The sequence below is a fragment of the Synechococcus sp. CS-1329 genome (assembly GCF_025128055.1).
GTDB lineage: Bacteria > Cyanobacteriota > Cyanobacteriia > PCC-6307 > Cyanobiaceae > Regnicoccus_A.
Window position 1 is genome coordinate 26,116 of the sequence record NZ_JAHLYS010000001.1, and the last position, 19,349, is coordinate 45,464.

Annotated in this window: 20 protein-coding genes; 18 read left to right on the forward strand and 2 right to left on the reverse strand. The window is 67.6% G+C overall.

The annotated features are described in order from the left end of the window. Positions 1-27 precede the first annotated feature (27 nt). Genes KQ304_RS00140 through sds form a run of 5 tightly spaced genes read left to right on the forward strand, consistent with a single transcriptional unit; the run spans position 28 to position 4,593 of the window. On the forward strand, positions 28-783 hold the full coding sequence (locus KQ304_RS00140) for a 2-phosphosulfolactate phosphatase family protein (protein WP_259735100.1): 756 nt from the start codon (positions 28-30) through the stop codon (positions 781-783). A gap of 57 nt (positions 784-840) precedes the next feature. Continuing rightward, positions 841-1,659: a carbon-nitrogen hydrolase family protein gene (locus KQ304_RS00145; protein ID WP_259735101.1), complete on the forward strand. Its 819-nt coding sequence runs from the start codon at positions 841-843 to the stop codon at positions 1,657-1,659. A 59-nt stretch (positions 1,660-1,718) separates the two neighbouring features. Next, the gene (locus KQ304_RS00150) at positions 1,719-2,768 is read left to right on the forward strand and encodes an N-acetylmuramoyl-L-alanine amidase (RefSeq protein WP_259735102.1); all 1,050 of its coding nucleotides are present in this window, start codon (positions 1,719-1,721) and stop codon (positions 2,766-2,768) included. Continuing rightward, on the forward strand, positions 2,768-3,598 hold the full coding sequence (murI, locus tag KQ304_RS00155) for a glutamate racemase (RefSeq protein WP_259735103.1): 831 nt from the start codon (positions 2,768-2,770) through the stop codon (positions 3,596-3,598). Before KQ304_RS00150 ends, murI begins: the two co-directional genes overlap by 1 nt. A gap of 23 nt (positions 3,599-3,621) precedes the next feature. After that, the gene (gene sds, locus KQ304_RS00160) at positions 3,622-4,593 is read left to right on the forward strand and encodes a solanesyl diphosphate synthase (RefSeq protein WP_259735104.1); all 972 of its coding nucleotides are present in this window, start codon (positions 3,622-3,624) and stop codon (positions 4,591-4,593) included. On the opposite strand, the gene KQ304_RS00165 is transcribed toward sds, so the two are convergent. Then, positions 4,590-5,003 carry a DoxX family membrane protein gene (locus tag KQ304_RS00165; protein ID WP_259735105.1) on the reverse strand — a complete coding sequence of 138 codons (414 nt, stop codon included), beginning with the start codon at positions 5,001-5,003 and terminating at the stop codon, positions 4,590-4,592. The genes sds and KQ304_RS00165 overlap by 4 nt on opposite strands. A 133-nt stretch (positions 5,004-5,136) precedes the next feature. Between KQ304_RS00165 and KQ304_RS00170 the strand changes: the two genes are divergently transcribed. The 9 genes from KQ304_RS00170 to KQ304_RS00210 all read left to right on the forward strand — a co-directional run bounded on the left by KQ304_RS00170 (position 5,137) and on the right by KQ304_RS00210 (position 14,636). Beyond that, positions 5,137-6,033 carry a RodZ domain-containing protein gene (locus KQ304_RS00170; protein ID WP_259735106.1) on the forward strand — a complete coding sequence of 299 codons (897 nt, stop codon included), beginning with the start codon at positions 5,137-5,139 and terminating at the stop codon, positions 6,031-6,033. Between the two features lie 69 nt (positions 6,034-6,102). Beyond that, complete coding sequence (locus KQ304_RS00175) at positions 6,103-6,765, forward strand: trans-aconitate 2-methyltransferase (RefSeq protein ID WP_259735107.1); 663 nt, start codon at positions 6,103-6,105, stop codon at positions 6,763-6,765. Between the two features lie 91 nt (positions 6,766-6,856). Then, positions 6,857-7,753: a hypothetical protein gene (locus KQ304_RS00180; RefSeq protein WP_259735108.1), complete on the forward strand. Its 897-nt coding sequence runs from the start codon at positions 6,857-6,859 to the stop codon at positions 7,751-7,753. A gap of 8 nt (positions 7,754-7,761) precedes the next feature. Next, positions 7,762-8,676 (forward strand): DMT family transporter, encoded by a 915-nt coding sequence (locus KQ304_RS00185; RefSeq protein WP_259735109.1) that lies wholly within the window; start codon positions 7,762-7,764, stop codon positions 8,674-8,676. 1 nt (position 8,677) lies between these two features. Beyond that, on the forward strand, positions 8,678-9,508 hold the full coding sequence (locus tag KQ304_RS00190) for an META domain-containing protein (protein ID WP_259735110.1): 831 nt from the start codon (positions 8,678-8,680) through the stop codon (positions 9,506-9,508). Continuing rightward, positions 9,505-10,506 (forward strand): retroviral-like aspartic protease family protein, encoded by a 1,002-nt coding sequence (locus KQ304_RS00195; protein WP_259735111.1) that lies wholly within the window; start codon positions 9,505-9,507, stop codon positions 10,504-10,506. Before KQ304_RS00190 ends, KQ304_RS00195 begins: the two co-directional genes overlap by 4 nt. 10 nt (positions 10,507-10,516) lie before the next feature. After that, entirely contained in the window at positions 10,517-11,848 is a 1,332-nt protein-coding gene (locus tag KQ304_RS00200) for a hypothetical protein (protein ID WP_259735112.1), read from the forward strand. Continuing rightward, entirely contained in the window at positions 11,845-14,265 is a 2,421-nt protein-coding gene (locus KQ304_RS00205; RefSeq protein ID WP_259735113.1) for a type II CAAX prenyl endopeptidase Rce1 family protein, read from the forward strand. Before KQ304_RS00200 ends, KQ304_RS00205 begins: the two co-directional genes overlap by 4 nt. Continuing rightward, entirely contained in the window at positions 14,262-14,636 is a 375-nt protein-coding gene (locus tag KQ304_RS00210; protein ID WP_259735114.1) for a hypothetical protein, read from the forward strand. Before KQ304_RS00205 ends, KQ304_RS00210 begins: the two co-directional genes overlap by 4 nt. A gap of 3 nt (positions 14,637-14,639) precedes the next feature. Here KQ304_RS00210 and KQ304_RS00215 read toward each other — a convergent pair whose 3' ends face one another. Further along, positions 14,640-15,443 (reverse strand): prohibitin family protein, encoded by an 804-nt coding sequence (locus KQ304_RS00215; protein ID WP_259735115.1) that lies wholly within the window; start codon positions 15,441-15,443, stop codon positions 14,640-14,642. A gap of 357 nt (positions 15,444-15,800) precedes the next feature. On the opposite strand from KQ304_RS00215, the gene KQ304_RS00220 reads away from it, so the two are divergent. The 4 genes from KQ304_RS00220 (at position 15,801) to KQ304_RS00235 (ending at position 19,339) form a co-directional block, all read left to right on the forward strand. Beyond that, positions 15,801-16,181, forward strand: a complete 381-nt coding sequence (locus tag KQ304_RS00220) for a CsbD family protein (protein ID WP_259735116.1) — start codon at positions 15,801-15,803, stop codon at positions 16,179-16,181. Positions 16,182-16,310: 129 nt separating this feature from the next. Then, positions 16,311-16,457: a lmo0937 family membrane protein gene (locus KQ304_RS00225; protein ID WP_259735117.1), complete on the forward strand. Its 147-nt coding sequence runs from the start codon at positions 16,311-16,313 to the stop codon at positions 16,455-16,457. Positions 16,458-16,559: 102 nt separating this feature from the next. After that, a complete protein-coding gene (locus KQ304_RS00230; RefSeq protein ID WP_259735118.1) occupies positions 16,560-17,018 on the forward strand; it encodes a cupin domain-containing protein in 459 nt (152 codons plus the stop codon). A 146-nt stretch (positions 17,019-17,164) separates the two neighbouring features. Next, entirely contained in the window at positions 17,165-19,339 is a 2,175-nt protein-coding gene (locus KQ304_RS00235; RefSeq protein ID WP_259735119.1) for a beta-glucosidase, read from the forward strand. The last annotated feature ends 10 nt before the right edge of the window (positions 19,340-19,349 follow it).

Below are 19,349 nucleotides of genomic sequence, written 5' to 3' on the forward strand. Positions count from 1 at the left end.
TGGCGCACCCTCCCCGCCCGCCGTGCCGTGCTGATCCAGACCTTCCACACCTCCGAGTGCGTGCCGGCGGCGGAGCGTGCCGAAGGCGGCAGCCCGGATGCGGCGGTGGTGATCGATGTGCTGCGGGCCACCACCACCATGGCCTGGGCCCTGGAGAACGGCGCCGAGGCGATCCAGGCCTTCGCCGACCTCGAAACCCTCAAGGCCAGTGCCGCCGCCTGGCCCGCCGAGCAGCGTCTCACCGCCGGCGAGCGCGGCGGGGCCCGGGTGGAGGGCTTCGACCTGGGCAATTCACCCCTGGGGGTGACCCCGGAGCTGGTGAGGGGCAAGCGCATCTTCATGAGCACCACCAACGGCACCCGCTCCCTTGATCGGGTGCGGGATCTGCCCTTGCTGCTCACGGCCTGCCTGCCGAACCGCACTGCCGTGGCCAGACGCTTGATCGAGCGGGGTGTCCAGAACGTCTGGATCGTGGGCAGCGGCTGGGAGGGCGCCTATTCGCTCGAGGACACCCTGGCGGCCGGCGCCGTGGGCGCCGCGCTGATGGAGCTGGCGCCTGCGGCCGGCATCAGCGTGGCGGCAGGCAACGATGAGATGGTGGCGGCCCTGGCCCTCTGGCAGCAGTGGGGGCATGACCCCGAGGGCTGCCTGCGCACCGCCAGCCACGGCCAGCGGCTGGAGAGACTGGGCAACCACGACGCCGATTTTCAGTGCTGTGCCGCCCTCGACACCCTGACGATCGTGCCGATGCAGGCGGAACCCGGGGTGCTCAAGGCCAGCTGAGGCCGGCCCCCTGACGGACCTCCCCCTAAAGTTCCGCCGACCTGGCACTTTCTTCTGGTGACGAGCTTTCTGGCTGCCGCCGTGCAACTCACCAGCACGCCCGATCCGGACGCCAACTTCGCCGCCGCTGAAGAGCAGATCGAACTGGCCGCCCGGCGCGGTGCCGAGCTGGTGGGACTACCCGAGAACTTCGCCTTCATGGGCGACGACGACCGCCGCCTGGAGCTGGCCCCCAGCCTGGCCGACCGTTGCAGCCGCTTCCTGGTGACCATGGCCCGGCGCTACCAGGTGACCCTGCTCGGTGGTGGCTTTCCCGTGCCCGCCGGTGAGCGGGTCACCTACAACCGTGCGGAGCTGGTGGGGCGCGACGGCCAGCTGCTGGCCCGCTACGACAAGATCCATCTCTTCGATGTGGACCTGCCCGACGGCAACACCTATCGGGAATCGGAGACCGTTCAATCCGGCACCGCCCTGCCGCCGGTGGTCGATGCCCCCGGCCTCTGCCGGATCGGCCTCTCGATCTGCTACGACGTGCGCTTCCCTGAGCTCTACCGCCACCTGGCCGATGCCGGCGCTGAGCTGATCATGATTCCGGCGGCCTTCACCGCTTTCACCGGCAAGGATCACTGGCAGGTGCTGCTGCAGGCGAGGGCGATCGAGAACACCGCCTACGTGCTGGCCCCGGCCCAGACAGGGCTGCACTACGGCCGGCGCCAGAGCCACGGCCATGCCCTGGTGATCGATCCCTGGGGCACGGTGCTGGCTGATGCAGGCATCGGCGTGGGGCTTGCGGTGGCCCCCGTCGACCCCGACCATGGCCAACGGGTCCGCGCCCAGATGCCGAGCCTCAACCACCGCCACCCTTCGCTGTTCTGATCCTGAGCAAGCCACGCCTGCCCCGACTCGGCCCGCTGAGCACCGTTGTTGTCGGCGGAATGCTGCAGGCGGCCCTGCTGCTGGCCGCCCTGCCGGCATGGGCGGCCAGTGCACTGGCGGCCTGGCGCATCAACAGCGATGGAGTGCTGGAGCTGCGCACTTCACCGTCGATTTCCCTGCAGGCCTTCTACGAGGCCGGCCAGGGCAACACCGGCCCCAGGGTCTGGATCGATCTGCCGGGAGCCCCCGGCCGCACCCGCAACATCCGTGGCAACGGCGTCCTGCGGGAGGTGCGCATCGGCAAACCCGATCCCACCACCACCCGGCTGGTGCTGGAGTTCCAGCCCGGCACCCGGCTCGATCCCAGGCGCCTGAGGTTGGTGGGCACCTCCCCAGACCGCTGGAAGCTGGACTTCGAGGGTCTGCCCAATCGCAGCCTGCGCACGATGGGTGAAGGAAACATCAATGCCGCTTCGGTCCCCTGGCGCTCCAATCCGGGTTTCACCCCTGGCATCAGCCGCCGGCCTATCTCCTCCGCCGGCCTTCCCGATGTGCCCCGTGGCCGCTTCCGGGTGGTGATCGATCCGGGCCATGGGGGTCCCGACCCGGGCGCGGTGGGCATCGGCGGTCTGCGTGAAACCGATGTGGTGCTCGATATCAGTCTTCAGGTGGCCCGGCTGCTCCAGACCAAGGGGGTGCAGGTGGTGCTGACGCGCACCTCGGAAATCGACGTGGACCTGCCACCCAGGGTGTCCCTGGCCAACAGCAGTCGCGCCAATGCCTTCGTGAGCATCCACGCCAACGCCCTGAGCATGGCCCGGCCCGATGTCAACGGCATCGAAACCTTCTATTTCCAGAGCTCCCTCTCCCGTGCTCTGGCGTCGGCGATCCAGTCGGAGGTGGTGGCGGCGTCACCGGGCAGTCCGGATCGGGGCGTGCGCACGGGGCGTTTCTTTGTGATTCGCCGCACCGTGATGCCCGCGGCCCTGGTGGAAACCGGCTTCGTCACCGGCAACATCGACTCCCCCCGCCTGGCCACCGCCTCTCACCGTCAGCAATTGGCACAGGCAATCACCACAGGTATTCTGCGTTATCTGGCTGGGGGCTGATGGAGCAGCGGATCGGCCTGCTGGACAGTGGATTGGGCGGGCTGACGGTCTTGCGGCGGATGCTTGAGCATTACCCCGACGTTCCCTTTGTGTATCTGGGCGACACCGCCCGTGTGCCCTACGGCCATCGCTCCCCCAATGAGATCCGCCGAATTGCGGCGGAAGTGGTGGGCTGGCTGCGCCAGCAACAGGTGGGTACGGTGCTGATGGCCTGCAACACCACCAATGCGCTGGCCTTCGACATCGCCCAGGCCGAGGCCGGCAGCGGGCTGCCCGTGTTCGGGCTGATCGACTGCGTGGCCAGTCAGTTGAACTTCCGCAGGGTGGGGGTGCTGGCCACGCCGGCCACGGCCTCCAGCGGCGCCTACGGCCGGGCCCTGCGCCTGGTGGATCCCTCCTGCCATGTGATCGAGATCGGCTGCCCCGCCTTTGTGCCCCTGATCGAAGACGGCAATTTCGCCGACCCACGCCTGCGCGCCGCAGCCATCGCCTACCTCGAGCCGCTGCTGGCGGAGGGGGTGGAGGCAATCGTGCTGGGCTGCACCCACTACCCCCTGCTGGAGGAGCTGCTGCGGGAGCTGCTGCCGCCTGAGATGGTGCTGGTGGATCCGGCCCAGGCCGCGGTGGCTCAGCTGGGCCGACGGCTGGGGTGCAGGCCCCTGCAGCAGATCCGCAGCTGCGGCCTGCACCCCAGGGAGGTGTCGGCGGAGCGGGGACGGTTCTGCGTCACCGGCGATGCCGAGGCCTTTGCGCTGGCCGCAGCCCCCTGGCTGGGCTGGCAACCCCAGGTGGAGCAGGTCTGCCTGCGTTCGACGGTGGGAGCCTTCTAGGATCTGCTCACCGGGCGGGAGACATGGCCACCGTTGCAGAGCTGCTCCAGCCGGTCGAGAACGACCTGGAAACTCTTCTGAGCGATCTGCGCTCTTTGATCGGAGCAGGGCACCCCATTCTTCAGGCCGCCGCTGAGCACCTGTTCAGCGCTGGAGGCAAGCGGATCCGGCCGGGCATTGTGCTGCTGCTCTCCCGCGCCCTCTCTCCAGACGGCGAACTCTCCAGCCGCCACCGGCGCCTGGCGGAGATCACCGAGATGATCCACACCGCCTCGCTCGTCCACGACGATGTGGTGGATGAGGCCTCCACCCGGCGCGGTGTGGACACGGTTCACAGCCGCTTCAACAACCGCCTGGCGGTGCTGGCGGGCGATTTCCTCTTTGCCCAGGCCAGCTGGCACCTGGCCAACCTCGACGACCTCGCAGTGGTGAAGCTGCTCTCCCGCGTGATCATGGATCTGGCCGATGGCGAGGTGCGCCAGGGGCTCTATCGCTACGACACCGGTCAGAGCTTCGAGACCTACCTCGACAAGAGCTATTGCAAGACGGCTTCACTGATCGCCAACAGCGCCAAGGCCTCAGGCGTACTCAGCGGCCTTGGCAACGACCGTCTCGAAGACCTCTACCGCTTCGGGCGCCAGCTCGGCCTCGCCTTCCAGGTGGTCGATGACATCCTCGATTTCACCGGCAGCGACCAGCAGCTGGGCAAGCCCGCCGCCAGCGACCTGGCCACGGGCTACCTCACGGCTCCGGTGCTCTATGCCCTGGAGGAACGCCCCGCCCTGGCGGGGCTGATCGAGCGTGAACTCTGCGAGCCCGATGATCTCTCTCAGGCTCTGGCCCTGGTGCGGGGCTGCGAGGCGATCCCCCGCTCCAGAGCCTTGGCGGAAGGGTTTGCCCGCGAGGCCGGTGAGGCCCTGCAATGGCTCAACCCCTCCGACTCACGCACGGCCCTGCTCAGCCTGCCCGAGTTCGTGCTCAGCCGGCTTTATTAGTCCCGCAGCCTCCTTCGCCGCTCCCCGGGCTGGTTGACCACCAACAGCAGCCCGGCCACGATCGCCAGGTTCTTCAGCAGCTGAATGCGCTCGCCGGGGTCGCCCAGATCATGATGAAAGATCAGGCTGGTGGGCACCAGGAAGAGCAACAGCAGCGCGGCCCCCAGGCGCTGACGCCACCCCAGGATCAGCAGGGCCGACCCCACCGCCAGCACCAGCAGCACAGGGGCCAGGGGAAGGCCGGTGGCGGCGATCTTCTCGGTCACCCCCGCAAAGTTCGTGAACTTGCCCACCAGGGCATGGACGAACACCAGGGCCAGCAGAACGCGGGCCAACCCGTCGATCCAGACGCCGGCCCGGGGCCGTTGGGCTGATCGGGAGAGACGCAGCCGGGACCTGGAGCTGCTCATCGGGACTCATGCATCGAACCGCAGTCTGCGTCGGCTGGCCGTCGGCGCGATGCAGCAGAGCGCCCTGACACCATCAGACCTTGCGTCCATGATGGGGCCATCCATCGATGGCAGCCCCAGCGTGAGTGAGCGAGTGTCCCAGCCAGCGGAGTCCGTCGAGCCGGCAGTGGCGGCCGACTCCTCCGCCAGCGAGCGACTGCCTGCCCTGGTGAACCTGGGTCGGGCGCTGGCCGAGGCCCGCGAGGCCCAGGCCATCCCCCTGGCGGTGCTGGCGGAGCAGAACTACATCTCCAGCGACCGGCTCGAGGCCCTGGAGTCGGGCGATCACACGCGCCTGCCCGAGCGGATCTATCTGATTGCCCAGGCCCGGCGGGTGGCCACCAGCCTCGGCCTCAATGCCGAGGGGCTGACCGAGCCCCTGCTGAACCTCGACCTGCCTGGAGTCAGACGCACAGCCTCCCCTAGCCCAGCTCCTGTGGCCAGGGTGAGCCTAGCGGCTCCCGCCATGGCCCCGCGCGAGCCCGGCTCGCCCTCCCTGCTTGGGCCAACCCCACAGCTGCGCCGCACCGGAATCGGCTGGCGACTGACAGGGGCTGCCGGCGTGCTGGCGCTGGCGGGGGGTCTGGCCTTCGGCTGGAAGCAGAGCCAACCGGCCGCCAGCAACCCGGCGAGCCCCCCCGTGGCAGCTGAGGCCAGCGAAGCCACAGCCATCAGCCCCACCAGCCAACCCAGTGAGACCGCCAAACCCGCCCAGCTCAGCCAGGGGAGCCTTCAGCTCAGCAGCCGGGAACCCTGCTGGCTGGAGGTGCGCAACGGCGAAGGCCAGGAGCTGTTTCGGGGTCTGTTCAGTGGCAGCAGCACCTTTTCCCTGGCAGCGGGACTGCAGGTGTTGGCAGGCCGCCCGGATCTGATCACGCTGACCACCGCCTCAGGCCAGACCCAGACGCTGGGCACCATTGAGCAAGTGCGCTGGCAGCGCTTTTCCAGCAGCGGGGAGCGCCAGCCGTCCACGGGCAGCAGCAGCCGCTGAACCGATCCGAGGGAAGATGGCCATGGCCCCTGGAGCAGCCCGATCGAGCGCATCTGCGAACCCGAACTGATGGAGGGGGCCGAGCAGGCCCTGGCCTACGCCGCTGCTGATTTCAGTGCCACGGACCAGGCGGTGCTGGAACGCATCACCTCCTGCTTTGGAGCCCAGCTGGGAGAGCGGATCATCGATCTGGGCTGCGGCCCCGGCAACATCTCCTTCCTCCTGGCTGGCCGTCACCCCTGCTGCCAGGTGGTGGGAGTGGATGGCTCCGCCGCGATGCTGGCCATCGCCGGCGCCCGGCTGGAGCAGCGACGGCAGCAACAGCGCCAACAGGCTTCTCCCTCCGCTGGATCCCTGCGCTTTGAGCAGGCTCTGCTCCCCGCTCCTGAGCTGCAGGGGGGCTACAGCGCCGTGGTGAGCAACAGCCTTCTGCATCACCTGCACGACCCCCAGGTTCTCTGGTGCACAGTCCAGCAACTGGCGGCCCCCGCAGCCGCGATCTACATCAAGGATCTGCGCCGCCCCACCGATCAGGCCAGCCTGGAGCGGCTGGTGGCCACCCATGCCGCCGCGGCACCGCCCGTGCTCCAGCACGACTACCGCCACTCCCTCCGGGCTGCCTTCACGGTGGAGGAGGTGGAGGCCCAGCTGGCTGAGGCCGGCCTGAGTGAGCTTGAGGTGGGAGCCGTGGGTGATCGCTATCTGGAGATCTTCGGCCGGCACCCGGCTTGAAGCTGTCCCCTTGAGAGCGTTGGTTGATCCACTCGGGCGGAACTGCCGGCCACCTTTACCCTGACCGCACCGTCAGTCTTCACCGAAGCCGTTGCGCCGAACTGTTCTTGCCCTCACGGCTCTGATCTCCGCCCTGATCGCCCCAGCTGCTGCCGTCGCCGAGGAGATCGACATGGAGATGGAGATGGAGATGGAGATGGAGATGGAGATGGAGGTGGAGGTGGAGGTGGAAGTGGAAACCGCCGAGGCACCAGCCCCTTCGCCCTGGAGCTCCACGGTGGAGGTCTATGGCTTCCTGCCCCTGCGCACCACCGGCAGCACCACGGTGAGGGACCTCACGGCCGATCTGAATCTGGATCTGGATCAGGTGCTGCGGCCGCTGACCATGGCCGCCTATGTGCGGGGCAGCGTCGAGTACAACCGGCTCGGCATGCTCACCGACCTCAGCTATGTGTCCGTGCGTGGCCAGGAGGGCAGGACATCCCGGGATGGAAGGCGGCGGCTGGATGCCTCACTCAACAACATCCAGGGCATCTACGACCTGGCTGCGCGCTACCGCTTCGGTGACCGGGAAGAAGCCATCGCCAAGGCCGGCAGCTTCAGTGTGATTCCCTATGCCGGCGTGCGTTTCGTCGAGATGCGCTACGACCTGGATGTTCAGTTCGAAGGGCCGAACCTGAGCGCCTCCCGCTCCCGGAGCTTCGGCGGCACCGTGGCCCAACCGTTGATCGGCACCCAGGCCATGGTGTTTCTCACACCACGGCTGCGCCTGTTCGCCCGCGGCGATCTCGGTGGCTTCGGCGTTAACAACTCCGATGATTATTCCGCCAACGCCCAGGTGGGCCTCGGCTATGCCGTGGGGAACAACACTCAGCTCAATCTCTCCTGGCGCTACATGCACCTGGGCGGCACGAATGATCGGTCCCCCGAAAATTCCTACAGCATCAACCAGAACGGCGTTGAGCTGGGGGCAAAATTCTTTTTCTGAGTTCAGCCATGGCCTGGCTGCCCCTGGGGCTTTATGTCCTGCTGAAGGGGCTCAACGCCACCGCATTGAAAGGACTGCAGGCCTATGGGGCGGCCAATCCGATCGGCGGTGAGAACCCGATCAGCTTCTGCAACGTTTTCTTTGTGGCCCAGCTGATCGTTGGGCTCGCGGCACTGCTGCCTGGGCGGCGGCAACTGCCCGCACTGCTGAGGCAACTCCGTGGAGGCGATCGCCGTCTGCTGGCCCTCGACACCCTGCTGGGATTGCTGCTGGGACCCGTGGCCTTCTACTTCTCCCTCGAGTCGCTCACGGTGATCAGCCAGACCCTGCTCTTTGCCCTGGTGCTCCCCCTCTCGGCACTGCTGGCCCGGCGGTTCCTGGGGGAGGCACTGCCGCGGGGCTTCTGGCTGAGCTTCGGCCTGATCGCCCTGGGATTGCTGCTGCCCCAGCTGGGGATGGCTGGCCTGGGCGGCCCGATGGATGAACTGCGGGGGGTGATCTGGGCGCTGCTGGGGGTGCTGGCCTTCGCCGGGGCTGGGGTGAGTGGCCGTGCCATCGCCCAGCGCGGCTGGCCCATCTCCCTCACGGTCGGGTTCACCACCACCATCTCAGCGCTGATCTTCGGTGCACTGGCCCTGGTTCTGTTCGGCCCCACCCATTTCCACCTGCTCAGTGCCCGCTGGGTGGTGGGGGTGATCATGGTCTATGGGATCGGCCTGTCCCTGGGCAGTGAACTGGCGCTGCGCCAGGCCTACCGCCGCTGGAGCGTGGCCCAGGTGTCGCTGTGGGGGTCGCTGACGATCGTGGTGTCGGTGGTCAGTGCGGCCCTGCTGCTGGGGGAACCGGTCCTGCCGGCAACGGTGCTGGGACTGGTGCTGGTGCTGCTGGGCACCAGGATGGGAACCATCGTCGGTGGGGCATGACATGAGCAAACGCAGCGCAGGCGCCTGGGCTTGCCTCGGGCTGGCCCTGGCGGGCCTGCTCACGGTCCCGCTCGCAGCGCCGCTGGCCCAGGCCCGCCCGCCGGCTGAGCCGGCGGGCGAAGCACCCCGTCGCTCGCCCCTGGAGGGGAGTGCCTGGCTGCTGGAGTCGCTCCCAGGACGCAGGGCCTTGATTGCACCCACTCCGACGCTGCGCCTGGAGCAGGGCCGCGTCAGCGGCAGCGACGGCTGCAACCGCTACTCCGCTGCTGTGCAGGTGCGGGATTCGATCTTTCGGCTGAACGAACAGGGTCCCTCCACCCAGATGGCCTGCCCCGACAAGCAGATGCGCCAGGCCGAAGCCTTCAGGGCCGCCCTGACGGCAGCGAGGGGCTACGCCCTGCGCAACGGCCAGCTGGAGCTGATGGCCGCCAATGGCAAGCCGCTGGCCCGCTTCCGGCCCCAGCCCCAGGAGATCGCCGGTGCCCTCTGGATCGTCACCGGTCTGAACAACGGCAAGCAGGCGGTGGTGAGCACCCTGACCGGTACCACCCTCAGCCTGGAGCTCAGCTCCAGGGGCCGCCTGGCTGGAACGGCTGGCTGCAACCGTTACAACGCAGCGGCGGTGGTGGGCCAGGGAACGATCCAGGTGAGTCGTCCACCGGCGGCGACCCGCAGGGTCTGCGTGCGGCCCCGGGGCGTGATGGAGCAGGAAATCCAGTTTCTGAACGCCCTTCAATCCGCCAGCCAGTGGCAGATCGAAGCGAACCGGCTGGAGTTGCGCCGCCCCGATGGGGCCCTGGCGATCACCCTGCGCCGCGCCGACGGCCGATGAGCGGCAGGGCCGCCGCCATGGGTCATCCTCTGGGGCTGGGATTGGGGCTCGCGGGCCTGCTGCTCGCGGGTTCGGCCCCCAGCTCTGGGGCTGAGGCCATCACCACAGCGGCCTTGATTCAGCTGGGGGGGCCACCGCTGGCGCCCGGTCGCAGCAGCGGCCAGGTGAGTGCTCCCCTGGAGCGGGCCAGCGGCGGTGACACCCCCGTGCTGAGCCTCCAGAGCAGCGGCGGCCCAGTGCGGTTGCTGCTCGACACCGGCGCCTCCACCACCCTGGTGAGCCCCGATCTGGTGCGCCGCCTGGCTCTTGAGAGCCAGCTGGTGGATCCGAAGACCTTTGCCCTCGCCGGTGCCGGTGAGGCCTGCCCCGACCTCAAGCCGCGGCGGGTGCGTCTGCCCGACCTGGAGATCAGCGCAGCTGGCAACCGACTCCAGATCAAAGGCATGGAGGCGCTGGTGCTGCCGGTGGCAGGGCTGCCGGAGGGGGTGGATGGGGTGCTGGGGGCGCCGCAGCTGCGGCAGCAGCCGCTCTGGATCGACCCCCTGGGCCAGCGCCTCAGCCTGGGTCCGCTGGCCCTCGTCGATGCCGAGCGCTTTCGCCGGGCAGCCCCCGCCACCATCCTGCCGCTGCTCTGGCGCGAAGGAGTGCCGCTGATGCCCTTGCGGACCCCCGCGGGTTCGGCCCTCGCCCTGGCCGACACCGGCGCCGAGGGGCTGTTCATCACGGCGGGCCTGGCGACAAAGCTGCGGCCCCTGGCACCCGCCAGTGCTGTGCGGCTGGCGGGGTTCTGCGGCGAGCAGAGCGCCAGCCTCCAGACCCTCTCCGGCCTGGCTCTGCCGGGGGGTGATCCAGCCCAGCGCGTTGAGGCCATCGTGACCGCCAACCCGATCTTCGAGAGCCTGCGGGTGGAGGCGATCGTGGGGCAGGAGTTGTTGCGCCGAAGGGCCCAGCTCTGGCGGCTGGATGCGCTGCCTGCAACGCTGAGCCTCTGGCCCTAGCACCGCGCTGATGCCGCAAGGAGTCCCGTTCACCGCCCGCCTGAGCCGTGCCCGCCACCGGCTGGGGCGGCTGATGGGCAGGCTGCTGCAGCGCTCGGGGAGCCTCAATGGCCAGCCCCTGAACAAGGCCAGCCTGCTGGTGATCCTGCTGGTGGATCTGCTGTTGCTGGTCAACATCTTCAACGGCATGGCCGCCATCGCCGAATGGCCCCTGAGCCCCCAGCAGGCCTTCCCCTGTCAGGCCGAGTGGAGCCTCCAGCGCACAGGCAGCCCGGATCGGCGTGAGCAGAACCTCGCGATCCTGCGCCGGGCCATTCCCCGCCGCTCGCCGGGAGAGAGCCAGGCGTCAGCCCCAGAACCGGGAGTCCGGGCCCGGGCCATCGGGGACGGCCGCGACCGCCTGGGCCAGGTGGCGCCCCTCTGCCTGGAGTTCGCGGGCCATCAGGACCGCATCGCCGCCCAGCCGCAGCTGCGCCAGCGGCAGAGGGAGCTGGATGCGGCCGAAAGCGAGATCACCGGCCTGGAGCAGGACACCGCCGCCATCCGCTCCCAGTACGACTCCAGCCTGCTGGAGCAGATCGCCGGGCAACCGGCCTCCCAGTCGATCCAGACGGTGCCGGCCTCCCAGGCCCGGCGTGAGATCGAGGCCAACAAGGCCCGCACTACCATCCTGCGCTCCGAGGTGGTGACGCTTGGCCAGGACCTGCTGGAGGCCCCTGAGAGCCAGGCGTTTCTGGCCTTCCTCAACCGCAGCGGCAACTTTGAGGCGATGGAGCGGGGCTTCGCGCGGGCTCAGTTCTGGGCCCCCAGCCAGCGTCTGCTGCTGCAGGGCCTCTTCCTGGTGCCCCTGGTGCTGCTGAGCCTGCTGATCCACCGCCACGCCCTGCGCCACAACCACGGCCTGCTGGCCCTGGTGAGCTGGCACCTGCTGGTGATCTCCCTGATCCCGCTGCTGCTGAAGCTGGCGGAAGTGGCCCAGGTGGGGGTGATCTTCGAGCTGCTGCTGGCGGCGGTGCGAGCCCTGGCGGGCAATCTGCGCTTCCTGGTGAATTACCTCTACCTGCTGGCGGTGCCAGTGGTGGGTTTCGCCCTGATCAAGCTGCTGCAGGCGCTGGTGTTCAACCCCAGGCTGCAGGCGGCGGAGCGGGCCCAGCGCGGCCGCTGCCTGCACTGCGCGCGCAAGCTCGCCAACGCTGATCGTCACTGCCCCCACTGCGGCTACGCCCAGCTCCGCGACTGCGTCCACTGCCACGAGCCCACCCGCCGGCACCTGCCCTACTGCAGCCACTGCGGTGCCGCCCAGCTGGAGGTGGCCCCAGCGGCCCAAAGCCCCCGACCATGAGATCGGCATTACCCCCCGGGCGGCGACCAGGCCCCTGGTCCCGTGCTCGGCGGCCACTGCTGCTGCTGACCCTGGTGGTGTCGCTGCTGCTGGCTCCCTCCCTGGCCGGCCCGCCCTCCCCTGGCAGCAGCTACGCCCTGGCCCAGGCCGCCCCCTTCAACCGACCCAGCCACTACCCGCTGGCCCAGCGCCCCGATCCGCGCCTGTATCAGCCGCATGCCGACTGGATCGGGCGGTTGATCCTGCCCAGCGCCGCTGAAACCGAGCGGGATCCCGGCGACTGGGTGTGGGTCGAGATCGAGCACGCGCCCACGCCAGCCGTGGCGCTCCAGGGGCAGGTGCTGCGCCTGGGCTGGGCCCAGCGGCCGGCCCTGCAGGAGCTGGTGGAGCGGGTGAGCACCGATGTGCGCTTCGCGCCCGAGGCCCAGGCGATCGAGGCCCAGGGCAACCTGCTGCCAAGGCGGCTGGATGGGCGCCGGCGGGTGGGACCGCTGCAGTCGCTGGCGGGAGCGCGCCCCAACGACGATCTGATCGTGCAGCTGGAGGAGGTGGAGCTGGAGCCAGCTGTGGCCGGCTCCAGCCGGCTGAGCATCGGCCGACCGCCGCTGCAGATCAGCGGCCGCTACGTGGGTCTGGGGCAGATCCTTGGGCCCGTTGCCGGCCAGCCGGAGCGTTTCCGCGTGCGCCACTGGAGCCCGGAGCAGGGGGACTTCAGCGGCCCCGAGGATGTGGTGCGGGTGCCCCAGCAGCCCCGCGACCGCTCCGGCCGCTGGATCTCCACACCGCGGGGGCTCAGCTCCAATCCCGTGGGGGCCCAGGGCTGGTACCTCTATGGCGCGCCCGATGCCGAGGGGCTGTTCACGGTGCAGGCCATCCGGCCCAGGGCCCTGAACCTGCTGAGCCCCGATGACGTGCTGCCCACCACCCGCGAGGGAATCGCCTACATCCTCCGCGGCAACTGGGCCGACACCCCCCGCCAACGGGGGCGGATCAGGCGGGTGTTGCTGGGCGAAAACTGGCAGGCCGGGGATAGGGCCCTGCTGATCCACAGCTTCGGTGGCATCGGCGGGCCGGGCGGTGAGCGGATCAGCGGCGCCACCGTGACCGGCCACTTCGCCTTCGGAGAAGCGCGGGTGGTGAACGATGCCATCACCGGCGAGCCCCGCTTCGACCTGCGCTACCACCAGATCTATGCCAACAACCCCAATGGCATCGTCTCGGGGACCCAGGACTGGACGGCCTTCAGCGGTGATCTGCAGCGGGGCTGGCTGGGCTCGCGGCCCATCTCCGATGTGCTGATCAAGCTGCGCCCCTTCGATGACCTGACGGTGGCCGGCCAACCCCTGTCGTTGCTGCAGGAGCTAGCGATCCAGGCGGAGGTGCTGATGGCCCGCTACCGCAGTGGCGATGGCAGCGGCGTCTCCACGGTGACCCCGGCCACCTCCTGCGTGCAGGATTCGAGCCAGGCGCTGTTCATCGCCATCGATCGCCTGCGCCAGCGCACGGCCAACGAACCCGAGCTGCGCCGCTGGATCAAAGCCCACCCCCAGGAGAACTCCAGCCAGGCCTTCCGCCAGCTGGCGCACCTTTCCTCCTCCCTCGATGAGCTGCTCAGCCCCTTCGGCATGGTGCGCTCCGATTGGCGCCACAACGCGGCGGTGGTGGCGGGTGGGAGCTTCATGCGCGGTGAAACGGGTGTGGATGCGCTGCTGAGCTGGCGCTCGATGCTGCCCCGCCGCGCCCACGACGACATGGCGCGGGTGTTCCTGCAGCACGGCGCCAGCCTCTGGTTCCTGCGCAGCAACCAGCTGGCCGGCGGCGACACCAGCCTTGAGCCGCTGGCCCCCACCCTGCTGCTGGGTCAGATTCCGGTCCTCTCCACCCTGCTGCGACGCCTCAGCGATGCCCTGTTCGCGCCCCTCGGGCCTGCCAGCCTGGGGAGCGCCGTAGCGGTGGTGGCGGCCTACGCGGCGCTGGCTCTGCCGCTGGGCTGGCGCTCGGGTTTTCTGAGCCCCTGGAGGCTCGAAGCAGTGGGGCCGGCGCTGCGGGCCGTGCCGGGCCTGCTGCTGATGCCGGCCCTGGGGGAGGAACTTCTGTTCCGCGTAGCCCTGCTGCCCCACCCGCTTGAAGGGGAATCCCTGGCCAGCTCAGCCGCCTGGGGAGCCCTGAGCGTGGGCCTGTTCGTGCTGTATCACCCTCTGGCGGCCCGTTGCTGGTACCCGGCGGGGCGAGGGGTGTTCGGCGACGGCCGCTTCCTGATCCAGTGCACCCTGCTGGGGGCGGCCTGCGTGCTGATCTACGGGCTGAGCGGCTCCCTCTGGCCGCCGGTGTTGCTGCATGGGCTGGCTGTAACGCTCTGGCTCTGGGGCCTGGGGGGCAGAGCGAGGATGCAGGAGCAGCCGCAGCCCTCGCCGTGACCCTCGATCGTTTCAAGCAGGCCCTGGCGGCTCTGATGGAGAAGGCGCCGTCGGACCCCCTGGAGCGTGATGAATTCTTTGAAATCACCCCCCTGCCCGCCGAGGACGGACCGTTCGAGGTGGTGGTGGTGGATGAGGAGGCCTCAATCTTTGCGGTGCTCTACCTCGATCGGCTCTTCAGCGATGAGGAGAGTGAGGGCCAGCAGGAGGTGGAAGCCCTGGTGCCCCACTACCTCAGGTCACATTTTCAGCTTGAAGAGGGGGAGTGGGCCTCCACAGCCCCGTTTGATCTGGGCTGGAGAAGCCGCGACTTCCTCTGGTTCCAGGAGTTCACGGTGCCGGGACTGAGCCCGGCCTGCCGCTACGACTGAGCCTCAGCGACGCCCGTTGACGATCACCGGGGTGCCACCGCCGACTGTGCCCGGCAGGGCCGGCACCACGGAGGTCTGGCCGTCCCACTTGTCGAGGAAGAGCTTGAAGAGCACCTGATCATCCAGGCTGGAATTGAGGATCTGGTAGCGCTTGGCCTCCTGTTCGGCGATCTTCACTTCGGTCTGGGCGCGCAGCAGCCGCTGGTCGGCGATCTGCTTCTGCTCGATCGCTGCGCGGTATTCCTCGGCGATCTGCAGGCCGGTGAGGTCGAGCCCCTGCACCTGCACATAATCGAACTTGACCAGTTCCTGGGCCACCTTGTCCTGGACAAGCTCAGAGATGCTGTTCCATTCAGTGGCGATGGTCACCAGCTCGTACTGGGAGAACACCGACTTGAGTGCTTTGAGCAGCGACGGCTGAATGATGCGGGGGTAGATCTGCTGGTTGTCGGTGGCGATCGTTTCGTAGATTCGCCCTGCTTCTTTGGGCTTGATGGCGTATTTCACCGTGGCCGTGGCCTCGATCACCTGTAGATCCTTGGTGAGCGTGGAGAACTGCTCAGGGCGCACCTGGGTGCGCACATCAAAAAACGAAGTGGCCTGAATCAGCGGCACCTTGACGTTCGGGCCGGGGCTGCGCTGACCGCCCGTGACGCGTCCCAGGGTGGTGACCACGGCGACGGTGCCGGCCGGAACGATGAAGATCGTCTGGGTCAGCAGGATCAGCAGCGCCACAGCCACCGCAGCGATCAGCTGAAAACCAGTTCCTGGTCCATCACCACCGGCCGGGCGCATCGAACTCTGCATGAACAAAGGAATCCAGGGGCCCAGACCCTAGGGCCACCACCACGCCCACTGACCTGGCCAGAACGCCATCCGCCCATGGTCGTGACAGAAGAACGGATGCATGGCTTGCAGCAACCGAGACCGAGAGAACGATCTGCTCCATCCAATCTGGAAAGAAACGCGCACACTTTACTGGGCATAGTCCCTGCTGATCCAGCGCTTGAACGCCGCTCAGATGGCGGCATTCAGCTCCAAGGTCTTCAACAATCGTGACACATTTCAAACAGGCTGCAGCAACTGTCTGATTGGCATCGCTCAACCGCAGACCACATCAAGGGGCACCCATCTGCGTTGACTGACATCAACTATGGCTAGCCTTTGGTTGAGTTCCGCGTAGGTGTGAGTTTTATGCGTATTCAGCTGGGTGATCTTGTTGCCGCTCTCACAGCAGCGCTTCTCACGGTCTTCACAATGCTGACCCCAATGACGGCTACAGCTGTCGCCTCAGACCACATTTCTATCCCCATCACAATTGGAACCATGTCAAATAACTTAGACGCTTCCACCAAAGACGCAGAAGGGAAACTGGAATCCGCCTATGGTGAACTCACAGGTGACGCTGGACATCAGATCAAAGGAAAGGCCAAGCAGGTGCAGGCGTCGGCCATGAATACCGCAGACAATCTCAAGCAGGGCGCCAAAACAGTTGCCAAGGGCATCAGCAAGGCGGCAGACAATCTGGCTGATGATCTGAGCTGAAGATCACAGCCGTCCCCGCCTCATGGCAGGGACGGCTGCTGACTACCGGACACCATTGACAGATAGAAGCTCTGAAACCAGAGCCGTATAGCCATATTGCGACATCTCTCCACACACGCGGACTGAATGATGCTGGGATTCATTGCAACTGCATTGGTCATACTCTGGTTACTGGGTCTGCTGACCAGCTATACACTGGGTGGCTTGATTCACGTCTTACTGGTGATCGCAGTGATTGCGATCCTGCTCCGCTTGATTCAAGGGCGCGGCATCTGAATACTTTCGGACTGGCATGGGGCCTGCAACAACCTCTCAACCTTGGCGACCAACAGGTGGGCCAGTGAAGCAGACTCTCTGCTCCTGAAGCTTGTCCTTGCCGTGGTACCTGAGCCGTTGATCGAGCACCCTGAAGGCGGGCGGTTCTGTGAACTGTTCCGCTCCAGCCAGCGTGTATGTACAGCAGCAGGGCAGGGCCGTTGCGCACTCACCCACATTTATTTCCAGTTGCGTGCTGGTGAACGAAGCCTGTTTCACCGGGTGGCCTCCGACGAGGTCTGGAACCTCTACCAAGGCTGCGGTCTGCGGCTATACAGCTGGGATGGAACCAGCAGCTCCCCTAGCTGTGTCACGCTCTCAGCCGAGACCCGCACGTTCTGCCACGTGATTCCAGCTGGCCTCTGGCAAGCCGCTGAACCGATCAGCGATGAGGTCTTGGTGGGATGCACCGTGGCCCCTGGCTTCGAATTCAGTGATTTCCAGCTGCTGAGCCCTGATTCAGAGCAAGCTCAGCAGCTCATCAACCGGGATGCGGCGATGGCCAGGTTTGTTCCCCACTGAATCTCAAGATCTCCAAACAACGCCGAGGCGTTCATGCTGATCAAAACCTCACGCTCACTGCTGATGGACTGGATCTTGGCTTGGTGCCTGGGCCAGCGATTGGAGCAGGCGCCTCAACGATGACGACCATGAAGGATCACGGATCCTTGATCCAGGTTCGTGCCCTGAAGCTCCTGGCAGAGCTCACCACATCCGAAAAGCTGGCGCTGCTCGACGGCGACACCCCGTTCTGGTCCGGCATGGCGGACATCGCTCTCCACCAGGCGTCCCACCGCCATCCCTGGCCGGCGGCGGGGATCCCGCGTCTTGGCCTGGCGGGGCTTCAGTTTGTCGACGGCCCCCGCGGCGTGGCGCTGGAGGGAGGAGCCACCACTTTTCCGGTGCCGATAGCGCGGGGTGCCTGCTGGGACCCTGATCTGGAGGAGCGTATCGGCGAGGCCATTGGCCGTGAGGCCCGATCCTTCGGGGCGAACTGGGTGGCCGGGGTGTGCATCAACCTTCTCCGCCATCCGGGCTGGGGCAGGGCCCAGGAGACCTACGGGGAGGACCCTGTTCATGTGGGCGCCATGGGTGCCGCCATGACCAGGGGGCTGGAACGCCATGCCGTGGCCTGCGTCAAGCACCTGGCCCTCAACTCGATCGACAGCTCCCGCTTCCTGGTGGACGTCCAGGTCAGTGAGCGGGTGCTGCATGAGCTCTATCTACCCCACTTCCGTGACTGCGTGGAAGCGGGCGCCGGTTCGCTGATGAGCGCCTACAACCAGGTCAACGGCCTGTGGTGCGGCCAGCACCCGCAGCTGCTGCGGCGGATCCTCAAGGAGCGCTGGGGATTCGGCGGCTTTGTTGTCACGGATTTCATCTTCGGCGTGCGGGATGGCGTTGGCGCCCTGTTGGCCGGCCAGGACCTGGAAATGCCGTTTCGCATGGTCTTCGCAGGCTGCCTGCCCGAGGCGGTGGCTGACGGCCGGGTGCCGATGCAGTGCATCGACGAGGCTGTGCTGCGGCTGCTGCAGGTGCAGCTGGGCGTGCCCCCAGGGGCGTATCCAACCTCGCTTCGCTCCTGCCAGCAGCACCGAGCCCTGGCCCGCGAAGCAGCCACCAGCTCGATCGTGCTGCTGCGCAACGAGGGCCAGGTGCTGCCCTTCAACGGTCTCAGCTCGCTGGCGGTGATCGGCCGGCATGCGTCGGTCGCCAACCTGGGAGATCGAGGCTCCTCAGACACCAGGCCCATGGCTGGATCGGTGGTGACACCGCTCAGCGGCTTGCAGGCCGCCGCTCCTGATCTGCGCATTGAGCAGGCCAATGGCAGCAGCCCCCAGGCCGCGGCGGAGCTGGCGGCGCGCTGCGACGCTGCCGTGGTGGTGGCCGGTCTGGACTGGCACCTGGAGGGCGAGCACATCCACCCCGGGGACATCGCCCCGATCCTGCGCCTGATCCCCCCGCCCGAGTGGATGCTGCGTCTGCTGGGGCGGCACCGGCTGATGCCGCTGTGGCGTCCAGTGGCCCACTGGCTCGCCTGGATCACCAGCTTCGCCTCAGCCCGCCAGGGTGGCGACTTTGCCGCCGGGGATCGCACCGACCTGAGCCTGCCCGCCGAGCAGGTGGCCCTGATTCGCCAGGTCGCCGCCGCCAATCCACGCACCGTGGTGGTGCTGATGGGTGGTGGAGCCCTGGTCATCGAGGAATGGCGGCAGCTGGTTCCAGGCCTTCTGCTGCTCTGGTATCCAGGCGAACAAGGCGGTGCGGCCCTGGCCGATGTGTTGCTTGGCAGGGTGTCGCCCTCGGGGCGCCTGCCCTTCTCCATGGTGGCCGACACCTCCCAGCTGCCGCCCTTCGAACCGCGGGCGCGGCGGGTCGTCTACGACCTCTGGCATGGCTACCGGCGCCTGCAGCGTGACGGCCATCCCGCCGCCTATCCCTTTGGCTTCGGGCTGTCCTACAGCCAGTTCACAGCGTCCGACCTGACAGCTGAGCTCCAGCGCAGCGATGGGCGGATGGATCAGCTGAAGGCGAGTGTCACCATCACCAACACAGGCGAGGTGGAGGCGGCCGAGGTGGTTCAGCTGTACCTGGAGCCGCCCGCTCGGGAGATTGAGCGTCCGGCTCGAACGTTGGTGGCGTTTCAGCGCCTGCTCCTGGCCGCTGGTGAATCCCGGCGCCTCACCCTGGTCATCCCCCTGCGGGCCTGCGCCACGTTTGATCCGGTCATGGATGGCTTCGTGACCGAAGGGGGAGTGCACCGGCTTGTCCTGGCCCGGCATGTGGAGGAGGAGGGCCTGGCGGTGGAGCTGGAGCTGGAGGCTGCGCTGGTGTGCCGCTGAGGGGATGTCC

What these genes read in the sequence shown, in the direction of transcription:
- murI (WP_259735103.1), top strand. Translation starts at nt 2,768, where the DNA reads ATGGAGCAGCGGATCGGCCTGCTGGACAGTGGATTGGGCGGGCTGACG.
- KQ304_RS00215 (WP_259735115.1), bottom strand. Translation starts at nt 15,443, where the DNA reads ATGCAGAGTTCGATGCGCCCGGCCGGTGGTGATGGACCAGGAACTGGT.
- KQ304_RS00225 (WP_259735117.1), top strand. Translation starts at nt 16,311, where the DNA reads ATGCTGGGATTCATTGCAACTGCATTGGTCATACTCTGGTTACTGGGT.
- KQ304_RS00195 (WP_259735111.1), top strand. Translation starts at nt 9,505, where the DNA reads ATGAGCGGCAGGGCCGCCGCCATGGGTCATCCTCTGGGGCTGGGATTG.
- KQ304_RS00175 (WP_259735107.1), top strand. Translation starts at nt 6,103, where the DNA reads ATGGAGGGGGCCGAGCAGGCCCTGGCCTACGCCGCTGCTGATTTCAGT.
- KQ304_RS00190 (WP_259735110.1), top strand. Translation starts at nt 8,678, where the DNA reads ATGAGCAAACGCAGCGCAGGCGCCTGGGCTTGCCTCGGGCTGGCCCTG.
- KQ304_RS00205 (WP_259735113.1), top strand. Translation starts at nt 11,845, where the DNA reads ATGAGATCGGCATTACCCCCCGGGCGGCGACCAGGCCCCTGGTCCCGT.
- KQ304_RS00185 (WP_259735109.1), top strand. Translation starts at nt 7,762, where the DNA reads ATGGCCTGGCTGCCCCTGGGGCTTTATGTCCTGCTGAAGGGGCTCAAC.
- sds (WP_259735104.1), top strand. Translation starts at nt 3,622, where the DNA reads ATGGCCACCGTTGCAGAGCTGCTCCAGCCGGTCGAGAACGACCTGGAA.
- KQ304_RS00165 (WP_259735105.1), bottom strand. Translation starts at nt 5,003, where the DNA reads ATGAGCAGCTCCAGGTCCCGGCTGCGTCTCTCCCGATCAGCCCAACGG.
- KQ304_RS00150 (WP_259735102.1), top strand. Translation starts at nt 1,719, where the DNA reads ATGCTGCAGGCGGCCCTGCTGCTGGCCGCCCTGCCGGCATGGGCGGCC.
- KQ304_RS00200 (WP_259735112.1), top strand. Translation starts at nt 10,517, where the DNA reads ATGCCGCAAGGAGTCCCGTTCACCGCCCGCCTGAGCCGTGCCCGCCAC.